The organism is Allobosea sp. 01N443 (genome assembly GCF_056399325.1).
This window is the reverse complement of the sequence record NZ_JBFTRC010000099.1, coordinates 1-20,985: the sequence shown is the minus strand read 5'-3', so window position 1 is coordinate 20,985 and position 20,985 is coordinate 1. Positions and strand designations below refer to the sequence as shown.

The window sequence follows — 20,985 nt, the reverse complement described above, 5'->3', positions numbered from 1 at the left end:
GGCCATGCCTGCTCATCGTTCATCACGTCGGTTCGACAGCGATCCCGGCCATTCACGCCAAGCCGATCCTGGACCTTCTGCCAGTGGTCGGGAGCCTGGCTGCGCTCGATGCCCGGCAAGGCGAGCTGGAAACGCTCGGATACGAATGGTGGGGAGAGCTTGGCTTGGCCGGCCGGCGCTACCTTACGAAAGCCGATACGGAGACGGGGCGCAGGCTCGTCCAGCTCCATTGCTATCCCGAAGGCTCCCCGGAGATCACGCGACACCTGGCGTTCCGCGATTATCTCCGGGCCCGTCCCGACATCGCAGCCGCCTATGATCGCGTAAAGGCGGACTGCCGGAGCCGGCACCCCGACGACTCCCACGCTTATGGCGACTGCAAGGATGCGTGGATCAGACAGGCGGAGGCAGATGCTCTCGCGTGGTATCAAAGCCACTGAGCTGCGACGTCTTTGAGACCGGCCGGCCCCGACCTGAGCCAGCCGGCGGGGATGACAGGCCGTCCCCGTGGATAACCGCAGGCCGCAGGTCGCGCTTCCGGATCGTCGGGAGTTGCCCGCTTGGGCGACAGGGGGCGCAGGTTATTGCCGCTGGAGACAAGTCTGGCACATTCGGCTGCGCGCGCCGACCGTCAGCCCCCCGTCACGCTCATATGGCGCCTGACGGCAGGGCGGGCATGCCTTCGGTCGATGACGAAGTCATGGCCCTTCGGCTTGCGCGAGATCGCCTCGTCCATGGCACGGTAGAGCAGGGCATCGTCGCCGGAGGCGCGCACGGCGGCGCGCAGATCGGCGGCGTCCTCCTGGCCAAGGCACATGTAGAGAGTGCCGGTGCAGGTCAGGCGCACCCGGTTGCAGCTTTCGCAGAAATTATGGGTCATCGGCGTGATGAAGCCGAGCAGCCCGCCGGTCTCGCGAACTCGGACATAGCGCGCCGGGCCGCCGGTACGATAGGGATCGTCGTCGAGCGTATAGCGGTCCATCAGCCTCGCGCGGACGATCGAGAGCGGCAGGAACTGGTCGATGCGTCCGGGCTCGATCTCGCCGAGCGGCATCACCTCGATCAAGGTGAGGTCCATGCCGAGTCCATGGGCCCATTGCATCAGGCCCTCGATCTCATCCTCGTTGACGCCCTTCAGGGCCACCGCATTGATCTTGACCCTGAGCCCGGCCTCGCGCGCAGCCTCGATACCGCGCTGCACTTTGCCGAGATCGCCCCAGCGCGTGATCGCGCGGAATTTGTCCGGATCGAGCGTGTCGAGCGAGACATTGATGCGCCGCACGCCGCAGGCTGCGAGCTCGCTCGCATAGCGCTCCAGCTGCGAGCCGTTGGTCGTCAGGGTCAACTCATCAAGCGCGCCGCTGGTCAAATGCCGCGAGAGCGAGCGGAACAGGTTCATGATGTCGCGCCGGACCAGCGGCTCGCCGCCGGTGATGCGCAGTTTGCGGGTGCCGCGCGCCACGAAGGCGGTCGCAACCCGGTCGACCTCTTCCAGCGTCAGCAGATCGCGCTTGGGCAGGAACGTCATGTCCTCGGACATGCAGTAGACGCAGCGGAAATCGCAGCGATCCGTCACGGAGATGYGCAGATAGCTGATCTCCCGGCCGAACGGATCGATCAGCGGCGGGCGCATCACGGGCTTGTGGGAGTCGATCAGCACTCTGGTTTCGTCTCTACAGCGTTTCCACCATCCGCTGCTCGCACGTGCGTGGTGGCAGCCGCATAGCTATATCATGTTCAGACATTGGCACTGGCGTGCGTGGCGTCAATAGCTGCGATCGTCACATCCCCTTGGTGAAAAACGAAGATGTCAGCCTGGCCCACCGAAATCCGCCTCTCCAAGGATCGGCGCACCCTCCACATTGCCTTCGAGGACGGCGCGAGCTTCGCGCTGGCGGCCGAGCTGCTGCGGGTGGAAAGCCCGTCCGCCGAAGTCCAGGGCCATGACCCGAGCCAGAAGAAGACGGTGCCGGGCAAGGCCGAGGTCGAGATCATCGGCGTCGACCCCGTCGGCCACTACGCCGTCAAGCTCTCCTTCGACGACATGCACGATACCGGCATCTTTGCCTGGGACTATCTGCGCGAGCTCGGCGAGCATGCGCAGGAGAAGACGCAGGCCTATCTCGACGCTCTCGCCGCCAAGGGGCTGTCGCGGGAGCCTGTCAGACGGAGGTGACCGGCTTCCGAACCGGCGCGGTCAGGACCGCCCGGCTCGAACAAGAAAAAGGCCGGCACGAGGCCGGCCTTCCTTATCCAGGGAAGCGGGTCGCTCAGCGGGCGACGACGACCCGGGTGCCGACCTTGGTGCGCTCGTAAAGGTCGATCACATCATCGTTCAGCATGCGGATGCAGCCCGACGACACGGCCTGGCCGATCGTCTCCGGCTCGTTCGAGCCATGGATGCGATACAGGGTCGAGCCGAGATACATGGCGCGGGCGCCCATCGGGTTCTCCGGGCCACCGGGCATGAAGCGCGGCAGGTCGGGGCGCCGCTTCAGCATCTGCGACGGCGGGGTCCAGGTCGGCCACTCCGCCTTGCGCGTGATGGCCTGCGAGCCGGACCAGTCGAAGCCGGGGCGGCCGACGCCGACGCCATAGCGCACGGCCTTGCCTTCGGGCAGCACGAAATAGAGTCGGCGCTCGGTCGTGTTGATCACAATGGTGCCGGGCCGCTGCCGGGTGTCATAGGACACGATCTCGCGGGGAATGGCGGTAGCCTGCGCCTTGGCGGCCTCAGGGTTCTGCATCAATGGCTGGCGCGTCAGCGGATCGATCTCATAGGCATTGGCAGTCGACGCGGCAGCCATCAGGCCCAAGCCTGCGAACATGGCCATTCGGAAAGAGCGGTTCATCGGGACCTCAGGGCGTGGATTCGCGCGGACATGAAGTTGACCGGAAAAAGTCAACATCTCCTCAATCTCCTGTCAGACTCACGTTTGGCGTGCAATCATTGTGGCATCACATCGACGCGAGGCACGGGCTTTCGACCGCCGCGTTGCGCACCTGCAACATAAACTTGGCCGCTCAGCTCTTGAGCACGACGCAGGCCCCGTTCTGCGCCTGGATGCGACGGCACAGCGCGGTTGCCTCGGTTCGTGTGGCGGCTGGCAGCCGCACCCGATAGAAGGCCCGCGTCCCGCGACTGCGCAGCCGTGTGCCGATGATCATCGGTTGCAGCTCGGCAATGATCGTCCGGTGCTTCTCGCTCGCCCGCTGGAAAGACGCCAGCGCGCGTGCCTTCGAGAAGTTTCCGGCCAATTGCACGCCCCATGGCGCGAAGGGCGCCTCGCGCAGCTCGAGCGGCTTGCTGCCGGCGCGGATCGCCACGACCGTCGTTGCGCAGAACGAGGTTTCGTCTCGCGTTGCGCGCCGGGCAGGGCGGTCGCGCCCGTCGCCGTTCACGGCCGCGCGCGCATCCTCGGCCCAGGTCTCGGCGGCGACGCCAGTGATCGAGAGCACATAATTCTCAGTCTCGAATGGCAGGCCGCCGCGACCGGCGAGCCAGGATGCGACCCGGTTCGGGCCGCCGTTATAGGCGGCGGCGGCAAGTCCCCAATTGCCGAAGYGCTGGCGCAGCTCCGCCAGGAAATGGGCAGCCTTCGGCACGGCCTGCTCCGGGTCGAACGGGTCGAGCAGGCCGCGCTCGCGCGCCGTGCCCGGCATGAACTGCGCCACGCCCTGGGCTCCTGCCGGGCTGGTGACGCCCGGGCGAAAGCTCGATTCCTGAAAGATCAGCCGGGTGAGGAAGGCGGCCGGAACCCCCTGGCCCCGCGCCGCTTCGTCGATCAGCCGGCAGAGGGCCTGGTCGATTCCGGAGGAGGCTGGCTCCTCCGGCGCTGCCAAGGCCGGACACGCGAGCAGCGCGCCTGCGAGGCATGTCACTGGGACCAGATGGCGGTGACGCCGCCGCGGACAGGCCGTTGCCGCCCCGCCGAGCCGCCGCAACAGGCGCGGCAGGATATCAGCCGCGGCCTCAAAGGCGTCTGCGATCACAGTTCGAGGGGTTGGGCGGATCGGCATGGCTCTGTATCGCATGGGCGCACTGATTGCTCGACACATCCCGCCCGTCTCGGTCACAATCCGTCTCGGGTCCGGAACCTGTGTTTGACCGGACAAGTCTGCGGAAGGGCCTAACGATGTTCAACTGGATCATTCAGGCATTGCTGGCCTTGGCCGGGATCGTCGCCGCTTGGTTCGTTGCTCCCAGCGCTCCCAATTTCGACTTTGTTCAGATGGTGGTCGCGCTTCTCCTGCTGACGGTCTTCGTGGCGCTCGCGGCCTTCTGGCCGACATTGGCCATCTGGCGCCGGAATCGTCGGCCCCGCGACCGGGCATGATCAGGTGTTCGAGGGACGCGCCTGCTGCCGTGCCGGGGCGAGGCTGAAACCAATCGGGTGTTCGCGCGTAGTTGCTTCATCTGCAACCGCCATAGGGAATTCCTGTGTCCGAGCCGTGCAAGGGGCCGGTGGATGGTGCGCAACGCGCGAGGGCGGTCGTCTGATGCAGGTTTCCGCTGAGGAGCAAGCGCTCGTCGGGCTTTACCGGTCGCTCTCCTTCGAAAACCAGCGAAATGTCATCCGCTATGCCGACGCGGTGCGGGATATCGAGACCATGTTCAAGCGCGCCCCTGCAGGGGATTTCCCCTGACCGCGAAGCCGGCGCAATGGACGCGATCCCGCATCGCGGACACACTCTGACAGTCTGAGCAAACCAGTCCAGCGAAGGAGTTCGCTCGATGCCGATCGGGTCGTCTGTCCTTGCTGCAGTTTTCCTTGCCATCGCCTCGGCCGCCGCACCGGCTGCTGCCCAGCAGCGGACGCTCGGTCCGCCGACAGGCTCGGTCCGCATCCAGCAGGTCCAGGTTGCCTTCATCGGCTCCGGCGAGGTCGGCGGCGGAACGCTGAAGTTCGGCGGCCGTTCCTACGGCATCACGGTCGGCGGTGTGGGCTTCGGCGGCTTCGGCGCTTCACGGATGACGGCGACCGGGACGGTCTACGGCCTTCACCGCTTGCAGGACTTCGCGGGGGCTTATGTCCAGTTGCGCGAGGGTTGGGCGCTGGGAGCGCAGGGCAAGGGCAGCGTCTGGCTCCGCAACAGCAATGGCGTCACGATGAAGCTGAACACGCGCAGCCAGGGTCTGCAGCTTGCGCTTGGGGCAGACGGCATCCTGATCGGTTTCAAGTGATCCGGGGCCGAAGGCCCGCGCTCTGACACAATCGGACCTGACGAGATCGCGAGCCAGGGCTTGCTCGCGATCTCGCCGAGATTTCTACTGAATGGCGCCGCGCTTGGGGCCGAAACCGTCGAAATAACAGCGGCAAGGGGCGCCTCTTGGCGATGGCGGCGCTTCGCAGGAGCCGCGGGAGGTGACGCACATGTCGCCATAGCGCGGCTGGCGATAGGGGCGCTCATAGCCGTAGCGCGGCGGCGGTGGCCGGTCGTAGTCCCAGCCCCGATCATAGCCGTAGCGCGGCGGCGGGCGGTCATAGGGGTCATAATACTGTGCGTGCGCCGCTGCCGCCGGGATCAGCGCCGAGACCACTGCCGACGTGAGGATCAGTTTTCTGAGCAGCATCGATGGGTCCTCCGATTCGAGGCGTGAATAGCTCGCTGCGGATGAACGGAACGTGACCCGCTCTGTTCCCTCCAGGGCCAAAGGCGCGCTTTCCCCATGGGCAACGGATATGCGCGGCGTGAGCGGCAGGTGACGCGCGTGCTCTGCGGCCTGGCGGTCCGCGCCAGCGAAGTCAGCTGTCGGGATTCGCCGCAATGTCGCATTGTGTGGCGTTGCCGCCTGATGGAGGCGGGGAGGGCCTCCTACAGCACTGCGGCTGGGTCGGTGCTGAGATTTCCCCGGCTGCGTGCGGGCTTGGCGGAACTGCGCCTTGACGGCGCATGTGTCCGCGACTAGGAGAAGCGCCGGTCCGGGCGGCTAGCTCAGCGGTAGAGCACTCCCTTCACACGGGAGGGGTCACAGGTTCGATCCCTGTGCCGCCCACCATTTTTCCTCTTCATATCGCTGTCGAGATCTGTGCAAAGCGCGCTTTGCGTGCATCAGCATGGCTATCCAGTTGTGACGCAGATATCGCGCTGCTTGCCTCAACGACGGGCCGCGTCACCCGACCTGATCGGTCAGCAGCGGAGCCGATCAAAGCCCCGCCGATCGCTATTTCGCCGATGCGCAAAGCGCGGGCGCCGGCTCCAGTATCTGCCGCACGGCGCCGTGCAACTCGTCGAAATGCTGGATCACGAGATCGGGCTCCAGCTCCTCGATCGGGACATCGGTATAGCCGAAGGGAACGCAGATCGAGGGGATACCGGCGGCACGCGCGGTGGTGATATCCGTGCGTGAATCGCCGATCATCACCGCGCGCCTAGGGTCACCGCCGGCGGCTTCGATCGTCAGCGTCAGGTGGCGGGGGTCGGGCTTGTGGAAGGCGAAGCTGTCGCGCCCGGCCACAGCCGCAAAATGCCCGCTGATGCCAAAATGCTCGAGGATCAGGCGCGTGTGCAGGATCGGCTTGTTGGTGCAGACGGCGAGCGCATAACCGTCCTCCGCCAAGGCCTGCATGGCAGCAACGACGCCCTCGTAGAGATAGCTGTTCGAGGCGACGTCCTCGGCGTAGATTCGCAGGAAGTCCTGGAACAGCCGCTCCAGCGTCTCTTCGTCGAGCGGCCGTCCGGAGACGCGAAAACCACGTTCGATCAGGGCGCGGGCGCCGGCGCCGACGAGTTCACGCGCGCGTTCCAACGGCAGGGGCGAGAGCTTTTCCTGCTCGAGAATGACGTTGAGCGTGCGCATGATATCGGGCGCGGTCTCGGCGAGGGTGCCGTCGAGATCGAAGACGACGATGGGGAGCAAGCTCATGGGCGGGGTTCCGGTGCGCAGGTGCTTTGGGCCTCTAAAGGCGGTCTGGTCCGGTTTGGCAAGCGAGCCGCGCCGGATCGTCATCTTGGCAGGCAGCAACAATGCTATCTTTGCCTTGATTCGCGTGAAGGATGGCAGTGGTGTCTGAATATCTTGAAAACGCCGGCTTCCGCCGGTCGGTGCTCAGGGCGCTGCTGGCGCTCGGCACCTGCATCGTGCCGMATGTCTCCGCTCAGGCCGCGCCCTTCGAGTTTGCGCCTGCGCCGCAGACGGATCTCAACCGTGTCTACAGGGTCGATCGCGCCACCGGCGAGGTCGGCGCCTGCCAGTTCCAGCTCAAGGAAGGCGGCGTCGGCGTCACTGTCTGCTTCCCGGCGGGGGAGGGGGCCGGCCCGCAGGCGCCGAGCGACTACCTGCTGATGCCGTCGCGCCACGAGCGTGAAGGTGGCATCTTCCGCGTCAATGTTCGCACCGGCGAGATGAGCATCTGCTACGTCTTCGACGACAAGGTGGTCTGTACACCGCAGACGAAATAGCCCCGTCCTGCGCTTCGAGCACCTGCAGCATGCGGCATTTTGAATCGGCGCGACGCGATCGCTCGTGCTAGAGGCCCGGGCATGTCCGCAATCGCGTCGAGGCCCGCCATGCTGAAGCTGAATGATCCGTCGCTCCTGAAATCGCAGTGCTATGTCGATGGCGCCTGGATCGGCGCGGGCGTCGATGCGGTCGACAATCCCGCAACCGGCGAGCTGCTGGCCAAKGTGCCGCGCTTCGGCGCCGATGAGACCACCGCTGCGGTCGAAGCCGCCTCGCGGGCCTTCAAGCCCTGGGCGAAGAAGAGCGCCAAGGAGCGCTCGGTGATCCTGCGCAAATGGTTCGACCTGATCATGGCGAACCAGGAGGACCTGGCGCAGATCATGACCGCCGAGCAGGGCAAGCCGCTGAGCGAAGCGCGCGGCGAGGTCGCCTATGCCGCCTCCTTCGTCGAGTTCTACGCCGAAGAGGCCAAGCGCATCTATGGCGAGACGATTCCCTCGCCCTTCCCGAATTCGCGCATCATCGTCCAGAAGCAGCCAGTCGGCGTCTGCGCTGCGATCACGCCCTGGAATTTTCCGGCCGCGATGATCACCCGCAAATGCGCTCCCGGTCTCGCCGCCGGCTGTACCTTCGTGGTCAAGCCGGCCCCGGATACGCCGCTGACGGCACTGGCTCTGGTCGAACTGGCCGAGCGGGCCGGTTTCCCCAAGGGCGTCATCAATCTCGTCACCGGCGATGCGCAGGCCATCGGCGGCGTGATGACCTCGCACCCGGCCGTGCGCTTCATCGGCTTCACCGGCTCGACGCCGGTCGGCAAGCTCCTGATGCAGCAGGCCGCCTCGACGGTGAAGAAGGTTGGCCTCGAGCTCGGCGGCAATGCGCCCTTCATCGTCTTTGACGATGCCGATCTCGACGCTGCCGTGCAGGGCGCGATCATCGCCAAGTACCGCAACATGGGTCAGACCTGCGTCTGCACCAACCGGCTCTTCGTGCAGGACGGCATCCATGACGATTTCGTCGCGAAATTCGCCGGCGAAGTCGCAAAGATGAAGGTCGGCAACGGTGCCGAAATCGGTGTCGTGCAGGGGCCGCTGATCAATGAGCGCGCGGTCGAGAAGGTCGAGCGTCATGTCGCCGATGCCGTCGCCAATGGGGCGAAGGTCGTGGTCGGCGGCAAGCGCCATGCGCTCGGTCGCACCTTCTTCGAGCCGACCGTGCTTGCCGGCGTCACCACGAAGATGCTGGTGACGCGCGAGGAAACCTTTGGCCCGCTCGCTCCGGTCTATCGCTTCACCAGCGAGGACGAGGTCGTGGCCATGGCCAATGACACGCCCTTCGGGCTCGCCGCCTATTTCTACACCCGGGATCTCGGTCGCGCCTTCCGCGTCGCCGAGGAGCTCGAATACGGCATGGTCGGCATCAACTCCGCCATCCTCGGCACCGAGGTTGCGCCCTTCGGCGGGGTCAAGGAATCCGGCCTCGGCCGCGAGGGCTCCCTCCACGGCATGGATGAGTTCGTCGAGATCAAGTACATGCTCCTCGGCGGGCTGGGCGCGTGACAGGTCAGGACAAGCTGATGAGCCCCGACGACCTCAAGAAGCAGGCGGCAGCGCGCGCGCTCGAACTGGTTCGCCCAGGCATGAGGCTCGGCCTCGGCACGGGCTCGACGGCGAAGCATTTCGTCGACCTGCTCGGCGCTCGCGTTGCGGCGGGGCTGGATGTGCTCTGCGTCGCGACCTCCGAAGCGACGCAGGCCCAGGCCATGGCGCTGGCCATCCCGATGTCGACGCTCGATCAGACGCCGGAGCTCGACCTGACGGTCGATGGCGCAGACGAGGTCGATCCGCAGCTTCGCCTGATCAAGGGTGGCGGAGCAGCCCATCTGCGCGAGAAGATCGTCGCGGTGGCCTCGAAGCGCATGGTCGTCATCGCCGATGACACCAAGCTGGTCGAGACCCTCGGGCGTTTCCCGCTGCCGATCGAGGTCGTGCCTTTCGGGCTTGAGGCGACGCGTCGCGCCGTGGCGTCCGCGATCGCGGCATCGGGGGCGGCAGGCGAGATCAAGCTGCGGCTGCGCCCGGACGGCTCGACGCTGGTCACCGATGGCGGCCATTTCATCCTTGATGCGCATCTCGGGCGCATCGAACAGCCCGAGGCGCTCGCCGCCGCCTTGAACGCCGTTCCGGGCGTGGTCGAGCACGGGCTCTTCCTCGGCATTGCCTCCTGCGCCATCCTCGCCAGCAGCTCGGGCCTGAAGATTCTCGGCACGATCGAATGATTCCATTCCGGCGCAATCCGCGCTAAGGAGACGCGCACCACGCCGCCCGGAACCGGACGGATACGTCACCACGCCGATCGCGGCGATACCGAAACCGCCGGGTGGACCGGCTCGCTTGCCGAAGGGCGGGCGAGGGTCATGCCCGGGCTGTGTGAGTCAGCCTGATAATGAAGGGGCCCAACGCAATGTTCCGTCACCACCTCGCCGGCGTGGCCGTCGGTCTGGCGCTTGTATTCGCCGTGCCTGCGCAGGCCCAGGCTCCGGCTGCGACCCCGGCTCCGGCCTCCACGGTGACGGCTTCGCAGCTCCAGGCTGGCCGCGATGTCGTGATCTCCTCGGGCATCGCACAGTCCTTCGAGTCGATTTACGGCGAGTTCCGCGATCGCGTCCGCCAGATCGTCGGCACCACCCGTCCCGAGATCCAGAAGGATCTGAATGAGGTGATCGATACGCTGAAGCCGGAATCCGATCAGAAGATCGCGGAGATGATCACCGCGGCAGGCGAGATCTTCGCGAAGAAGATGACCGAGTCCGACCTCAAGGAGGTCGCCGCCTTCTTCAAGTCGCCGGTCGGGCAGCGCTACAACGCCTTCCGTCCGCAGGCGATCGACGAGATCTTCGTCGTGCTGCAGCCATGGACCCTGCAGACCAGCAACTTCCTGTTCGATCGGTTCAGCCAGGAAATGCGCAAGCGCGGCCACCAGCTCTGAGCAGCCGACACAAGCCGTCCAAAGAGAAGGCCGCCGGTGATGAACCGGCGGCCTTCTTGGTTTTCGAGACGGGGGGCGGTTCACCGCGCGGCCCGCATCCGGCTCGATCATCCCTTGCACGGGCAGCAACTGAGGCGCCCCGGCGGGACATATGACCAGGGCGGGTCGCTCAGACCATCGGGCTGGATAGTCGCATCCGGTCCGATGTCTGAGCTTCAGTGATTGCATCGGCCCGAAAACTGCAATCCGCTTCCGGGCCGATATCTTAGTCTTCGGAAGCCTTGAACCTGTTCAGCCCGCTCATCACGAAGGGCGCGACGAGCCCGATGAAGGCCAGGCCGAGCAGGATCGCGGAGCCAGGGTTCTCGAGCAGGATCATCGGGTCGCCGAGGCTGATCTGGAGCGCGCGGCGCAACTGCGCCTCCGCCATCGGGCCGAGGATGAGCCCGACCACCATCGGAGCGACCGGATAGTCGTAGCGGCGCATCAGAAAGCCGAGGAAGCCGAAGACGAAGAGCATCGAGAGTTCGACCACCGAGGCCTTGACCGCGAGCGTGCCCATCGCCGCGAAGACCAGGATGCCGGCATAGAGCCAGGGCTGGGGGATCGCCAGAAGCCTGACCCAGAGCCCGATCAGCGGCAGGTTGATGATCACCAGCATCGTGTTGGCGATGAAGAGCGAGGCGATCAGGCCCCAGACGAGATCGGGGCGTTCGGCGAAGAGCAGCGGGCCAGGGTTGAGCCCGTATTGCTGGAAGCCAGCCAGCATGATCGCGGCCGTCGCCGAGGTCGGCAGGCCGAGCGTCAGCAGCGGCACCAGCGTGCCCGCCGCCGAGGCATTGTTGGCGGCTTCCGGGCCGGCGACGCCTTCAATCGCGCCCTTGCCGAACTCGCCGGGATATTTGCAGAGCTTCTTCTCGGTCGAATAGGACAGGAAGGTCGGCACCTCTGCGCCGCCAGCGGGCAGCGCGCCGATCGGGAAGCCGAAGGCGGTCCCGCGCAGCCATGGCGCCCACGAGCGCTTCCAGTCCTCCTTGGTCATCCAGAGCGAGCCCTTGATCGGGACGATCTCCTCCGGGTCCCGGAAGCGCTTGGAAGCGACATAGAGCGCCTCGCCGACCGCAAACAGGCCGACGGCCAGCGTCGTCACCTCGACGCCGTCGAGCAGTTCCGGCACGCCGAAGGTCAGGCGCGCCTGTCCGGTCAGGCGGTCGATGCCGATCAGGCCGAGCGTGACGCCGATGGCGAGGCTGGTGATCCCGCGCAGAGGTGAATCGCCGAAGGTCGCCGATACCGTGACGAAGGCGAGGATCATCAGCGCGAAATAGTCCCACGGCCCGAACTTGACCGCGACCTCCACCAKCCACGGCGCGAGGAAGGCGAGGCCCAGCGTCGCGATGGTGCCGGCGACGAAGGAGCCGATCGCGGAGGTTGCCAGTGCCGGGCCGCCGCGGCCGGCCTTGGCCATCTTGGAACCTTCGAGCGCGGTTGCGAGAGAGGCACTCTCTCCTGGCGCGTTAATCAGGATCGCAGTGGTCGAACCGCCATACATGCCGCCGTAATAGATGYYGGCGAACATGATCAGCGAGMCGGCGGGATCGAGTTTGAAGGTCACCGGCAGGAGCAGTGCCACCGTCAGCGCCGGGCCGATGCCCGGCAGGACGCCGACTGCAGTGCCGAGGAAGACGCCGACCAGCGCGAAGAGCAGTTTCGACGGCTCGATCGCGACGGCGAAGCCGTGCATCAGTGCGTTGAATGTGTCCATTGTCCCGGCTCCTCAGAACAGCTTTTCAAGCGGACCGGACGGCAGCGTCAGCTGCAGCAGCTTGGAGAACATCAGGAAGATGGCAAGCCCGAGCACGAGGCCGATGCCGAAATCGACGGCCAGTGCCTGACGGCCGAAGGAGCGCGCGGTCGCGGAGAAGACGATGGCCGTCGCAATGATGAAGCCGCCGCCGAGCCCGATGCAGGCGATCAGGCCGATCAATCCGCCCGTCAGCCAGAGCACCGCGGTGCTGTCGACCGCCTCGGGCTTGGGCAGGCCCTCCCGGAACGCGACGACGAGATGGCACAGGCCCAGCACGCCAAGGACGGCGCTGACCACGTAGGRCATCGCCGTCGGGCCGACGCCATAAGTCGAGACGATCGTCTGCGATTTCGCGTCATAGGCGACGAGAGCCGCCGCGATCAGCAGCAGAGCTGCGACGACGAGGGCGGGGATGTCGGCGCCCTTGGCCGAGGAGGTGGAGGCCATGTCGTTCCTTACCTGGTTTGATGCGGACCAGAACCGGTGCGCCCAGCTGATGGCAAAGCGGCGACTGCCAGAGATAACTGGCAGGAGAGAATGGGCGGGCGGTGATGGCACCGCCCGCCCATGCCTATGTTCGTCAGTCGCCTGTGGCGTTACTTCACAAGGCCGACGTCGCGGAGGACCTTGCCGACGCGGGCATCTTCGGCCTTCAGGAAGGCTTCGAACTCGGCGCCGCCGAGATAGGCGTCATCCCAGCCGCGAGCCTTGAGGATCTCGGCCCATTCCTTCGACTTGGCCATCTTCTCCATGGCATCGGCCAGCACCTTGCGCTGCTCGGCGGTGATGCCGGGAGGGGCGACGACCGAACGCCAGTTCAGCACCTCGAGATTGACGCCGCCCTCCTTCAGGGTCGGGGCATCGGGGGCGTTGGGGAGGCGGGCGCCGGAGCTCACGCCGACGACGCGCAGCTTGCCAGCCTTGATCTGACCCTCGAACTCGCCATAGCCCGAGATGCCGGCCGTGACGCGCCCGCCGAGCAGCGCGGCCAGGGCCTCGCCACCGCCGGAGAAGGGGATGTAGTTGATCTTGGTGGCATCGCCGCCGACAGCGCCGGCGAAGAGGGCAGCCATGATGTGGTCGACGCCGCCGGCCGAGCCGCCAGCCCAGGTCACCTTGGCCGGGTCGGCCTTGACGCGGTCAGCGAGGTCCTTGGCGGTCTTGATCGGCGAATCCGCGGGAACGACGATGACCTGAGCCTCGGCGGTCAGGCGTGCGATCGGCGTCACCTGGCTGAGATTGACCGGCGACTTGTTCAGGAGGATGGCGCCGACCATGACGAAGCCGTTGACCATCAGCTGCGAGCCGTCGCCCTTGGCGCCGTTCACGAACTGCGCAAGGCCGATGGTGCCGCCCGCGCCGTTGACGTTGTTGACCTGCACGCTCTTGGCGATGCCGGACGCGGTCAGCGCCTGCTGCATCGAGCGGGCGGTTCCGTCCCAGCCACCACCCGGCGCGGCCGGAGCCATGATCTTGAGCTCGAGCTGCGCAAATGCGGCAGTCGTCAGGCCAGCGAGCGCCAGAGCCGTCACGGCTCCGCGCGACAGAATGGATTTGAGCATGTTGTTCCTCCGCTTGCGGATTCCCGCACTGTTTTGGTGTCAGCGCTCCGCGAGTGACACTTTGACGCTCCGCCGGTCAATTGCGCCTGATTGCATAATCTCAAGTCAAGGTCTTTTGCGCATCAACGCACGCGAGCCGGCGGAATTCACGCTAGGCGGGCTTGGTGCGATCGCGTAATCGCATGACCATGAGCTTGAACTTCAACTCGCGGGATGTCGATCGCGCTGTGATCACCGACCCTTCCCCGTCGCGCCAGGCCCTTCGACTCGCAGCGCTGGGCGGCATCCTCATGGTCGCGTTGCCGCTCGTCATGTGGGCGGCAAATCGGTCCGCGCCGCTGATGCTCGGGCTGGCGGCAGCGGCATTCGCTGCCGCTGCCGTTGCCGCTGCGGGCCGCGATGTCGGCCCCCTGTTGCGGCGCATCCTTGCAGGCTTGCGAAGCCCGATCGGCCTCGCACTGACGGCCCTCCTTGCCTGGGCCCTGGTCTCGCTGCTGTGGACGCATCGGCCGGCATCCGGCTTTGCAGCCTGGGCGGAGTTGCTGCTGCCTCTTGGTTTTGCCCTGGTGATCGCGGCGAGTGCCTGGTTCAGGCCGAAGCAGGCACTGATGCGGGCCCTGGCCATTTGCCTGATACTGGCCTCGGGCCTGATCTTCCTGGAGCTGCAGAATGGCCTCGCTCAGCGCATTACGCTGGGCCTGGGCGGCAAACAGATGAGCTTTATATTCAACCGGCCGGTCATCGCCTGCCTCGTGCTCCTGGCTCCGGCTGTGCACTTGCTCTGGAGCGGCGGATCGAAACGCGTCGCCGATCGTCTGCTGGCGGGGGGCGTAGCCGCAGCGGTTGCGGGCATCATTCTCTATTCCGATAGCGGCACTGCGAAACTTGGATTGGGCATTCTCGTCCTTGCCTGGCTGCTGGCCCGCCTGCTTCCACGTCTGACTCTGGCTGCGACGGCACTTGGCTTTGCGGCGACGCTGGTGCTGGCGCCGGTGATCGGACAATTGGTCGATCGGCTTCTGCCGCCCGCGCTCTATGAGCAGACGGCCGAATCCCATTCGCGTGACCGCGTCGACATCTGGCTCAGCTTCGGGGAGGCGATCGCGGCCCGCCCGTTCATCGGCTCTGGCTTCGGCTCCTCCTCGGCCCTCCAGACGCACCCGGTCGCAGAACAGGTCTCGCCGCCACGTCGCTTGCTCCTGGCGGTTGGACACCCGCATAGCGCGCCGATTCAGCTCTGGACGGAAACCGGCATCGTCGGCGCCGCATTGCTGCTGGTTGCTGGGCTGTTGTTCTTCCGGAGGCTTGGCGCCTTGTCCGCGCGCGAACGCGCCCCGCGGCTTGCACTTTTTGCGGCAGCCTTCGTCATGGCATCGGTGGGACATGGCGCCTGGCAGGGCTGGTGGATCGCGGCCCTGGCTGCCGCCGCCCTTTGGTTCGAGTCGGGCCGAGATGTCGGCCGAGGAGCAGAGCATGGCTGATTTCGATGTCGACCTTTTCGTGATCGGCGCTGGTTCCGGCGGTACGCGCGCGGCGCGGATCTCGGCCGGGCACGGGGCGCGCGTCATGATCGCCGAGGAAGACCGCATCGGCGGCACCTGCGTCATTCGCGGCTGTGTCCCGAAGAAGCTCTTCGTCTATGCCAGCCGCTTTGCAGACGAGTTTGAGGATGCTGCCGGCTTCGGCTGGACGCTCGACAAGCCGAGCTTCGACTGGCCGACCTTGCGGGATGCCGTTGCCAACGAAGTGACCCGGCTCTCCGGCCTTTACCGCAAGGGGCTTGAAGGCGCCAAGGTCGCGATCCGCGAAGAGCGCGCTGTGGTCGAAGGGCCGAACACGGTGCGCCTGCTGAAATCCGGCGAGACCGTCCGGGCCCGGCACATCCTGGTCGCGACCGGAGGCTACCCCGCCTTCGATCCGCCGATCCCTGGCGGCGAACTCGGCATCAGCTCGAACGAGATCTTTCATCTTCCGAGCCTGCCGCGGCGCATGCTGGTGGTGGGCGGCGGTTATATCGCGCTCGAATTTGCCAGCGTGTTCCGCCGCCTCGGCGTCGAGGTGACGGTGCTGCACCGCGGCGACAATGTCCTGCGCGGCTTCGAGGAGGATCTGCGCGTGCGCCTCCGCGATGCGCTGGTCCATGCGGGCATCACGTTGCGGCTGGGCTGCACCATCGATCGCATCGAACAATTGGCCGATGGTACGCGCCGTGCCCATTGCGCCACGGGCGAGCCGATCGATGCGGACGTGGTTCTCGTGGCGACCGGCCGTCGTCCCAATACGGTGGGGCTCGGCCTGGAGACCGCCGGCGTCAAGCTCGGGCCCATCGGTCAGGTCATGGTCGATGCGAATTCGGCCTCGACCGTGCCGTCGATCCACGCGGTCGGCGATGTCACCAATCGCATCAATCTCACGCCCGTCGCCATTCGCGAGGGCCACGCCTTCGCCGACTCGACCTTTGGCGGAAAGCCCTGGGCGATGGACCATCACGTGGTGGCCTCGGCAGTATTCACCACACCGGAGATCGGAACGGTCGGCCTGACCGAGCAGCAGGCGATCGCCGCTGGTTACGAACTGCGCGTCTTCGAGGCCGGTTTCCGGCCGATGAASGCGACGATCTCGGGCCGCCACGAGCGCATCTACATGAAGCTCGTGGTCGACGCGAAAACGGACCGGATGCTGGGTGTCCACATCATCGGCCATGACGCGGGCGAGATCATCCAGGCGGTGGCGATTGCCGTCACCATGGGAGCGACCAAGGCCGATTTCGACCGCACCATCGCGCTGCATCCGAGCGCGGCCGAGGAACTCGTGACGATGCGGACGGCGCGCCACTGAGCAGCAAGGCGGCGCCCCTTGGGGCGCCGCCTTGCATCACTTGGTCAGTCCCTTCCGGACGAGCCAATCCTGGACGACCTGCGCCACCTCGAGATTGTTCTTGTCCATCATCAGCATATGGGAATTGCCCTTGATGCCGATGCTGGGGAGGTTGACGACATCGACTGAGCCGCCCGCCGCCCTGATCTTGTCGCCGAACTCGGTGCCGTTCTTGCGGATCGTCGGCCAGCGCGCATCCTGTTCGATGTAATCGCCATAGATCATCAGGACGGGGATGTTCTTCAAAACATCGGCCTTGGCGGGGTCTCCGAGGCCTGCCGGTTCYACCGCGATCAGGGCCTTGATCTTGTCGGGCCGGGCCTGGGCAACCTTGAAGCCGAACTGGCCGGCCTGGCTGTGGAACACGATCACACAGGGGCAGATCTTGTCGACTTCGGCCAGATAGGCGTCGATGATCATCTGGTCCGTCGACGTCCAGCGCGGCACGATCTGCTTGACGAAATTGTCGTAGCCATCGGGCGGGAACTGGCTGCCGGCCAGGAATGTCCGCTTGGCCGGGTCKTTATCATAGGCATTTGCGCCAGCGCCGATACGGAAGCGCTCGAACGGGTTCGCGGTGGTCAGGAAGACCGGCTCGCCGGGGATGACGTCGGGATACATGGCCCAGCCGGCACGGCCGCGCTCGACGGCATCGGAATTATAGACGGCCCAGCCCTTGCGCAGGAAGTATTCGAGCCAGCCTTGCCGTCCATCCGGCGTGCTCTCCCAGTTCACGCCGGTCATGCCACCGCCATGCCAGAACAGCAGCGGCGCTGCACCGCGCTCGTTCTGCGGCAGGAAATACTGCACATACATCTGGCCGGTCTGGTAAGTGCCGTTGGGGTCGACCTTGGCCGGTACCCCGCCAGGGGTGAAGGTGACCTCCTTCACGGGACGGCCCGAGATCTCGACCAACTTGCCGCCGACATGGAACGAGCCCATGCCGCGAAGCGCGAGGGGCTCCTCGGCCCGTGCAGCCCATGCTGCGGCAACCATGAAAGCAGCAACCGCGAACGCGCGAATGACCATGCCTTGTTTCTCCCTGCCGATGTTCTTGTGATTGGCAGGTGACGTTAGGGAGCTGTCGAGGCGAATACAACGATGCCCGGCAGCCGGCGGCTTGCATCGCCGACGGGATGAACTCCTCGGCCGACACGCAGAGGCGAACGAAGCGGCATGCCCTTGCCGTGCTCTTGGGCGCTCTCGTTCACGCGGCCCGGTCCTGGTCGCCGGAACAGCTCCGCCCTGCGACGCCCAGCTCGCGCATACGTAACCGTCAACGGCTTTATGGTCTTTGCTGCGGTGCGGGTGTATAGCGCCGGGATCACACTGCCTTTCCGTGGGGAGGGGTGGGCGTGAGATGTTATCATCAGGAGCAAGTGAGATGTCCGAGCGGTGGACGCCCGAGAGCTGGAGGGCAAAGCCCGTCCAGCAGATGCCGGAATATCCGGACCAGGCAGCCTTGAAGGCGGTTGAGCAGCAGCTCGCCGGCTTTCCGCCGCTCGTTTTTGCAGGCGAGGCGCGCAAGCTCAAACGGGCGTTGAGCAAGGTTGCCGCCGGTGAGGCCTTCCTCCTCCAGGGCGGCGACTGCGCCGAGAGCTTCGCCGAGCATTCGGCCGATAATATCCGCGACTTCTTCCGCCTGTTCCTGCAGATGGCGGTCGTCCTGACCTTTGCCGGCGGCTCGCCGGTGGTGAAGGTCGGCCGCGTCGCTGGCCAGTTCGCCAAGCCGCGCTCGACCCCGACCGAGACGATCGGTGGCGTCGAGCTGCCGAGYTACAAGGGCGATATCATCAACGACAACGAGTTCACGGCAGAATCCCGGATTCCGGATCCGCGCCGTCAGCTCGAGGCCTATCGCCAGTCGGCGGCGACGCTGAACCTGATCCGCGCCTTCGCCACCGGCGGTTATGCCAATCTCGACAATGCGCATCGCTGGATGCTCGGCTTCGTCAAGGACAGTCCGCAGTCGGGCCGCTACCAGGAGGTGGCGGGGCGCATCACCGAGGCGCTCGATTTCATGCGCGCCATCGGCATCGATCCTGAGACGCATCCCGAGATGCGGAGCACGGATTTCTACACCAGCCACGAGGCGTTGCTGCTCGGCTACGAGCAGGCGATGACCCGCGTCGATTCCACCTCCGGCGACTGGTACGACACCTCCGGCCATATGGTCTGGATCGGTGACCGCACCCGCCAGCTCGACCATGCCCATGTCGAGTTCTTCCGTGGCATCCGCAATCCGATCGGCCTGAAATGCGGCCCGTCCCTGACCCCGGACAACCTGATGAGGCTGATCGACACGCTCGATCCGCAGAACCAGGCCGGACGCCTGACGCTGATCGCACGCTTCGGCGCCGACAAGGTCTTCGACCATCTGCCGGCCCTGGTACGCGCCACCAAGCGGGAAGGGCGCAATGTCGTCTGGTCCTGTGATCCGATGCACGGCAACACGGTGAAGGCTGCGAGCGGCTACAAGACGCGGCCCTTCGACCTGATCCTGAGCGAGGTGAAGAACTTCTTCGCCGTGCACCAGGCCGAAGGCACCTATGCCGGCGGCCTGCACCTGGAAATGACCGGCAAGAACGTCACGGAATGCACGGGTGGTGCACGCGGCATGACCGACGCCGACCTGAACGACCGCTACCACACCTTCTGCGACCCGCGCCTCAATGCGGAGCAGGCGCTGGAGATGGCGTTCCTGGTTGCAGAACTGGTCAAGCGCGAGCGCTCGGGCCGGGCCCGGCCCGAGGCCGAGGCAGCGGAATAAGCAGGCGTCACCCTGGCAGAAACAAGAAAGCCGCGGCGTGAGCCGCGGCTTTTCCTATTAGTCCGGGTCTTCAGATCAGAATTTTACGCCCGCGGCGACGCGGGCCGTGTTGACCGTCGTCGTTGTCCCTTCGACGTCCGCGAAGCGGATCAACTGGTATTCGCCGCGCAGGAAGAGGTTGTCGGTCAAGGCCATGTCAACGCCGGCGCCGACCGCGAGGCCGTAGCCATAGACGTTCTTCTTGGTGGCCCCGACTGTGAGCGGGTAGCCAACCGCCATGCCGGAGTTGATGGCGCCGGTGACAGGATTCGCCTGGGTGATGAAGTTTGTCGCTGTGATCGTCGATGCGGTGTCGAAGCGACCGACGGCGCCACCGAATGTCGCGAAGGGCATGATGCGGCCATAGGCCCAACCCATGCGAATGCGCGCCGTCGCGTAGTCGTTCAGAACCGCTCCCTGGCGGGTCGTCATGGACCAGTCATTTACCGTGCCGTTCGAGGTGATCGTCCGGCGCGCAATGAAGTCGTTGATGCCGTAGCTCTGGTCGGAGCGGGTATAGTCGGCCTCGATGCCGAGTACGGCATCGCCAAAGGCAATGTTATAGCCGGCCATGCCAAAATACGTTGCGCCGCTGTCCCTCTTCGACGGCAGGTTGTTGACGAACGAGCCCATATTGCTCTCGGCGCCAAGCAACGTGTTCCGGAAGGCGAAATTGGCCAGGTTCTGCAGGCCGGTTCCGGGCTCGAATTTCGTCTCCGAGACCCCGGCGCCGCCGCCCAGATAGAAGCCCGTCCAGTTGACCCCGCCCGAGAAATACTCCGATGGCGGCGGTGGTGCATCTTCGATCTGCGAGCCGCGCAACACCGGATAGTCGGCCGAAGCCGCCGGCATGGCGGCCACGGACAGTCCGAGCGCGGCAAGGCCCAGGGCCGGCGCAATGGAGCGGATACGCATCGTGGTCTCCCCGAGCAGGGGCCGCAACCCGGCCTTTGTCGCACTGCTCTGGGCGGTATTGATGCATTGGTAACCCTAATGCGGCGTTAACGTGCTCATCTCTGTCGGGCCCTGTTTGTTTGGCGTTTCGCGCCGGAGTTTTCAGATCGGCTATAGAAAGTTTGCAGTCCTTGTTCTCTCCGCATTCCGTTCCAGACCGCGGCTTGCGCGCCGAAGCCTCTTGGTCGATGTGCTTGGTGTAGCGCTCGACCATTCCAATCGACATGCCGAACAGGGCGGCAAGTCACTCATGCCATCGTCTGTGACGACCGGGACGAGGGCTATGTGATGCCGTTCCACCTGTCTCCGAAGCCCACCGGGGCGTCTACTCACTCCGTAAGTGCGGCGCTGAAGGAAAGCCAAACTGACGGCCGGCTGACAAATTGGCCCCAGGGCGCCACCTGACATCCACGATGGCGCCCGATCTCATCGAGCCTAGATGCCGTAATGGGCCGGCGCTTCGAATAGCCATTTTGGGTGGCTGTCCCTCAGAATGATGGTGTTGAAAACGAGGTCCGAGCGATCGGCCTCAAGCATCATGAGAGGAACAGCCGTGGAGCATTATGCTGGAATCGATGTCTCT

22 protein-coding genes and 1 tRNA gene are annotated in these 20,985 nt (G+C 65.5%); 13 read left to right on the top strand and 10 right to left on the bottom strand.

Features of this window, described 5'->3' with window-relative positions:
• Window positions 1–440, top strand: a 440-nt coding sequence (locus AC1DRP_RS22120) for a GrpB family protein (RefSeq protein ID WP_476769548.1), incomplete at its 5' end; no start/stop codon positions are given.
• Window positions 441–631: 191 nt separating this feature from the next.
• On the opposite strand, the gene moaA is transcribed toward AC1DRP_RS22120, so the two are convergent.
• Window positions 632–1,633, bottom strand: coding sequence for a GTP 3',8-cyclase MoaA (moaA, locus tag AC1DRP_RS22115; protein ID WP_476769549.1), 1,002 nt, complete (start codon window positions 1,631–1,633; stop codon window positions 632–634).
• A gap of 174 nt (window positions 1,634–1,807) precedes the next feature.
• Between moaA and AC1DRP_RS22110 the strand changes: the two genes are divergently transcribed.
• On the top strand, window positions 1,808–2,176 hold the full coding sequence (locus tag AC1DRP_RS22110; protein WP_441489213.1) for a gamma-butyrobetaine hydroxylase family protein: 369 nt from the start codon (window positions 1,808–1,810) through the stop codon (window positions 2,174–2,176).
• Between the two features lie 94 nt (window positions 2,177–2,270).
• Here the strand turns inward: AC1DRP_RS22110 and AC1DRP_RS22105 are convergent, their stop codons facing one another.
• Together AC1DRP_RS22105 and AC1DRP_RS22100 are read right to left on the bottom strand one after the other, a co-directional pair.
• Window positions 2,271–2,852 carry a L,D-transpeptidase gene (locus AC1DRP_RS22105; RefSeq protein ID WP_113514822.1) on the bottom strand — a complete coding sequence of 194 codons (582 nt, stop codon included), beginning with the start codon at window positions 2,850–2,852 and terminating at the stop codon, window positions 2,271–2,273.
• Between the two features lie 172 nt (window positions 2,853–3,024).
• Window positions 3,025–4,020 (bottom strand): lytic transglycosylase domain-containing protein, encoded by a 996-nt coding sequence (locus tag AC1DRP_RS22100; protein WP_476769547.1) that lies wholly within the window; start codon window positions 4,018–4,020, stop codon window positions 3,025–3,027.
• 116 nt (window positions 4,021–4,136) lie between these two features.
• Between AC1DRP_RS22100 and AC1DRP_RS22095 the strand changes: the two genes are divergently transcribed.
• The 3 genes from AC1DRP_RS22095 (at window position 4,137) to AC1DRP_RS22085 (ending at window position 5,185) form a co-directional block, all read left to right on the top strand.
• Complete coding sequence (locus tag AC1DRP_RS22095) at window positions 4,137–4,337, top strand: hypothetical protein (RefSeq protein ID WP_441489215.1); 201 nt, start codon at window positions 4,137–4,139, stop codon at window positions 4,335–4,337.
• 163 nt (window positions 4,338–4,500) lie between these two features.
• Entirely contained in the window at window positions 4,501–4,647 is a 147-nt protein-coding gene (locus tag AC1DRP_RS22090; RefSeq protein WP_441506567.1) for a hypothetical protein, read from the top strand.
• Window positions 4,648–4,735: 88 nt separating this feature from the next.
• Window positions 4,736–5,185: a hypothetical protein gene (locus AC1DRP_RS22085; RefSeq protein WP_441506566.1), complete on the top strand. Its 450-nt coding sequence runs from the start codon at window positions 4,736–4,738 to the stop codon at window positions 5,183–5,185.
• 84 nt (window positions 5,186–5,269) lie between these two features.
• On the opposite strand, the gene AC1DRP_RS22080 is transcribed toward AC1DRP_RS22085, so the two are convergent.
• Window positions 5,270–5,575 carry a hypothetical protein gene (locus AC1DRP_RS22080; RefSeq protein ID WP_113514830.1) on the bottom strand — a complete coding sequence of 102 codons (306 nt, stop codon included), beginning with the start codon at window positions 5,573–5,575 and terminating at the stop codon, window positions 5,270–5,272.
• Window positions 5,576–5,926: 351 nt separating this feature from the next.
• On the opposite strand from AC1DRP_RS22080, the gene AC1DRP_RS22075 reads away from it, so the two are divergent.
• Window positions 5,927–6,001 (top strand) — tRNA-Val (locus AC1DRP_RS22075).
• A gap of 165 nt (window positions 6,002–6,166) precedes the next feature.
• On the opposite strand, the gene gph is transcribed toward AC1DRP_RS22075, so the two are convergent.
• Complete coding sequence (gene gph / locus AC1DRP_RS22070) at window positions 6,167–6,868, bottom strand: phosphoglycolate phosphatase (RefSeq protein WP_441506565.1); 702 nt, start codon at window positions 6,866–6,868, stop codon at window positions 6,167–6,169.
• 131 nt (window positions 6,869–6,999) lie between these two features.
• On the opposite strand from gph, the gene AC1DRP_RS22065 reads away from it, so the two are divergent.
• The 4 genes from AC1DRP_RS22065 (at window position 7,000) to AC1DRP_RS22050 (ending at window position 10,393) form a co-directional block, all read left to right on the top strand.
• Window positions 7,000–7,404 (top strand): hypothetical protein, encoded by a 405-nt coding sequence (locus AC1DRP_RS22065; protein ID WP_476769546.1) that lies wholly within the window; start codon window positions 7,000–7,002, stop codon window positions 7,402–7,404.
• A 108-nt stretch (window positions 7,405–7,512) separates the two neighbouring features.
• Window positions 7,513–8,964 (top strand): NAD-dependent succinate-semialdehyde dehydrogenase, encoded by a 1,452-nt coding sequence (locus tag AC1DRP_RS22060; protein ID WP_476769545.1) that lies wholly within the window; start codon window positions 7,513–7,515, stop codon window positions 8,962–8,964.
• A gap of 17 nt (window positions 8,965–8,981) precedes the next feature.
• A complete protein-coding gene (rpiA, locus tag AC1DRP_RS22055) occupies window positions 8,982–9,683 on the top strand; it encodes a ribose-5-phosphate isomerase RpiA (protein WP_441489222.1) in 702 nt (233 codons plus the stop codon).
• Between the two features lie 185 nt (window positions 9,684–9,868).
• Window positions 9,869–10,393 (top strand): DUF2059 domain-containing protein, encoded by a 525-nt coding sequence (locus tag AC1DRP_RS22050; protein ID WP_441489223.1) that lies wholly within the window; start codon window positions 9,869–9,871, stop codon window positions 10,391–10,393.
• Between the two features lie 265 nt (window positions 10,394–10,658).
• On the opposite strand, the gene AC1DRP_RS22045 is transcribed toward AC1DRP_RS22050, so the two are convergent.
• The 3 genes from AC1DRP_RS22045 to AC1DRP_RS22035 form a co-directional block, all read right to left on the bottom strand.
• Window positions 10,659–12,158, bottom strand: a complete 1,500-nt coding sequence (locus AC1DRP_RS22045) for a tripartite tricarboxylate transporter permease (protein WP_476769544.1) — start codon at window positions 12,156–12,158, stop codon at window positions 10,659–10,661.
• Between the two features lie 12 nt (window positions 12,159–12,170).
• Window positions 12,171–12,647, bottom strand: coding sequence for a tripartite tricarboxylate transporter TctB family protein (locus AC1DRP_RS22040; protein ID WP_476769543.1), 477 nt, complete (start codon window positions 12,645–12,647; stop codon window positions 12,171–12,173).
• Window positions 12,648–12,796: 149 nt separating this feature from the next.
• The gene (locus tag AC1DRP_RS22035) at window positions 12,797–13,762 is read right to left on the bottom strand and encodes a Bug family tripartite tricarboxylate transporter substrate binding protein (RefSeq protein WP_113512881.1); all 966 of its coding nucleotides are present in this window, start codon (window positions 13,760–13,762) and stop codon (window positions 12,797–12,799) included.
• A 182-nt stretch (window positions 13,763–13,944) separates the two neighbouring features.
• Here AC1DRP_RS22035 and AC1DRP_RS22030 point away from each other — a divergent pair, with 182 nt between their 5' ends.
• Complete coding sequence (locus tag AC1DRP_RS22030) at window positions 13,945–15,243, top strand: O-antigen ligase family protein (RefSeq protein WP_441506560.1); 1,299 nt, start codon at window positions 13,945–13,947, stop codon at window positions 15,241–15,243.
• Window positions 15,236–16,600: a glutathione-disulfide reductase gene (gene gor, locus AC1DRP_RS22025; RefSeq protein ID WP_476769542.1), complete on the top strand. Its 1,365-nt coding sequence runs from the start codon at window positions 15,236–15,238 to the stop codon at window positions 16,598–16,600. Before AC1DRP_RS22030 ends, gor begins: the two co-directional genes overlap by 8 nt.
• Window positions 16,601–16,636: 36 nt before the next feature.
• Here the strand turns inward: gor and AC1DRP_RS22020 are convergent, their stop codons facing one another.
• Window positions 16,637–17,668: an alpha/beta hydrolase gene (locus AC1DRP_RS22020; RefSeq protein ID WP_476769541.1), complete on the bottom strand. Its 1,032-nt coding sequence runs from the start codon at window positions 17,666–17,668 to the stop codon at window positions 16,637–16,639.
• A gap of 355 nt (window positions 17,669–18,023) precedes the next feature.
• On the opposite strand from AC1DRP_RS22020, the gene AC1DRP_RS22015 reads away from it, so the two are divergent.
• Entirely contained in the window at window positions 18,024–19,409 is a 1,386-nt protein-coding gene (locus AC1DRP_RS22015; protein ID WP_113512887.1) for a class II 3-deoxy-7-phosphoheptulonate synthase, read from the top strand.
• Window positions 19,410–19,484: 75 nt separating this feature from the next.
• Here AC1DRP_RS22015 and AC1DRP_RS22010 read toward each other — a convergent pair whose 3' ends face one another.
• The gene (locus AC1DRP_RS22010; protein ID WP_441493093.1) at window positions 19,485–20,363 is read right to left on the bottom strand and encodes an outer membrane protein; all 879 of its coding nucleotides are present in this window, start codon (window positions 20,361–20,363) and stop codon (window positions 19,485–19,487) included.
• Window positions 20,364–20,985: the final 622 nt, after the last annotated feature.

Coding starts and splice junctions, on each gene's coding strand:
- AC1DRP_RS22110 (WP_441489213.1), top strand. CDS start 1,808: ATGTCAGCCTGGCCCACCGAAATCCGCCTCTCCAAGGATCGGCGCACC.
- AC1DRP_RS22105 (WP_113514822.1), bottom strand. CDS start 2,852: ATGAACCGCTCTTTCCGAATGGCCATGTTCGCAGGCTTGGGCCTGATG.
- AC1DRP_RS22095 (WP_441489215.1), top strand. CDS start 4,137: ATGTTCAACTGGATCATTCAGGCATTGCTGGCCTTGGCCGGGATCGTC.
- AC1DRP_RS22090 (WP_441506567.1), top strand. CDS start 4,501: ATGCAGGTTTCCGCTGAGGAGCAAGCGCTCGTCGGGCTTTACCGGTCG.
- AC1DRP_RS22085 (WP_441506566.1), top strand. CDS start 4,736: ATGCCGATCGGGTCGTCTGTCCTTGCTGCAGTTTTCCTTGCCATCGCC.
- AC1DRP_RS22080 (WP_113514830.1), bottom strand. CDS start 5,575: ATGCTGCTCAGAAAACTGATCCTCACGTCGGCAGTGGTCTCGGCGCTG.
- gph (WP_441506565.1), bottom strand. CDS start 6,868: ATGAGCTTGCTCCCCATCGTCGTCTTCGATCTCGACGGCACCCTCGCC.
- rpiA (WP_441489222.1), top strand. CDS start 8,982: ATGAGCCCCGACGACCTCAAGAAGCAGGCGGCAGCGCGCGCGCTCGAA.
- AC1DRP_RS22050 (WP_441489223.1), top strand. CDS start 9,869: ATGTTCCGTCACCACCTCGCCGGCGTGGCCGTCGGTCTGGCGCTTGTA.
- AC1DRP_RS22035 (WP_113512881.1), bottom strand. CDS start 13,762: ATGCTCAAATCCATTCTGTCGCGCGGAGCCGTGACGGCTCTGGCGCTC.
- AC1DRP_RS22030 (WP_441506560.1), top strand. CDS start 13,945: ATGACCATGAGCTTGAACTTCAACTCGCGGGATGTCGATCGCGCTGTG.
- AC1DRP_RS22010 (WP_441493093.1), bottom strand. CDS start 20,363: ATGCGTATCCGCTCCATTGCGCCGGCCCTGGGCCTTGCCGCGCTCGGA.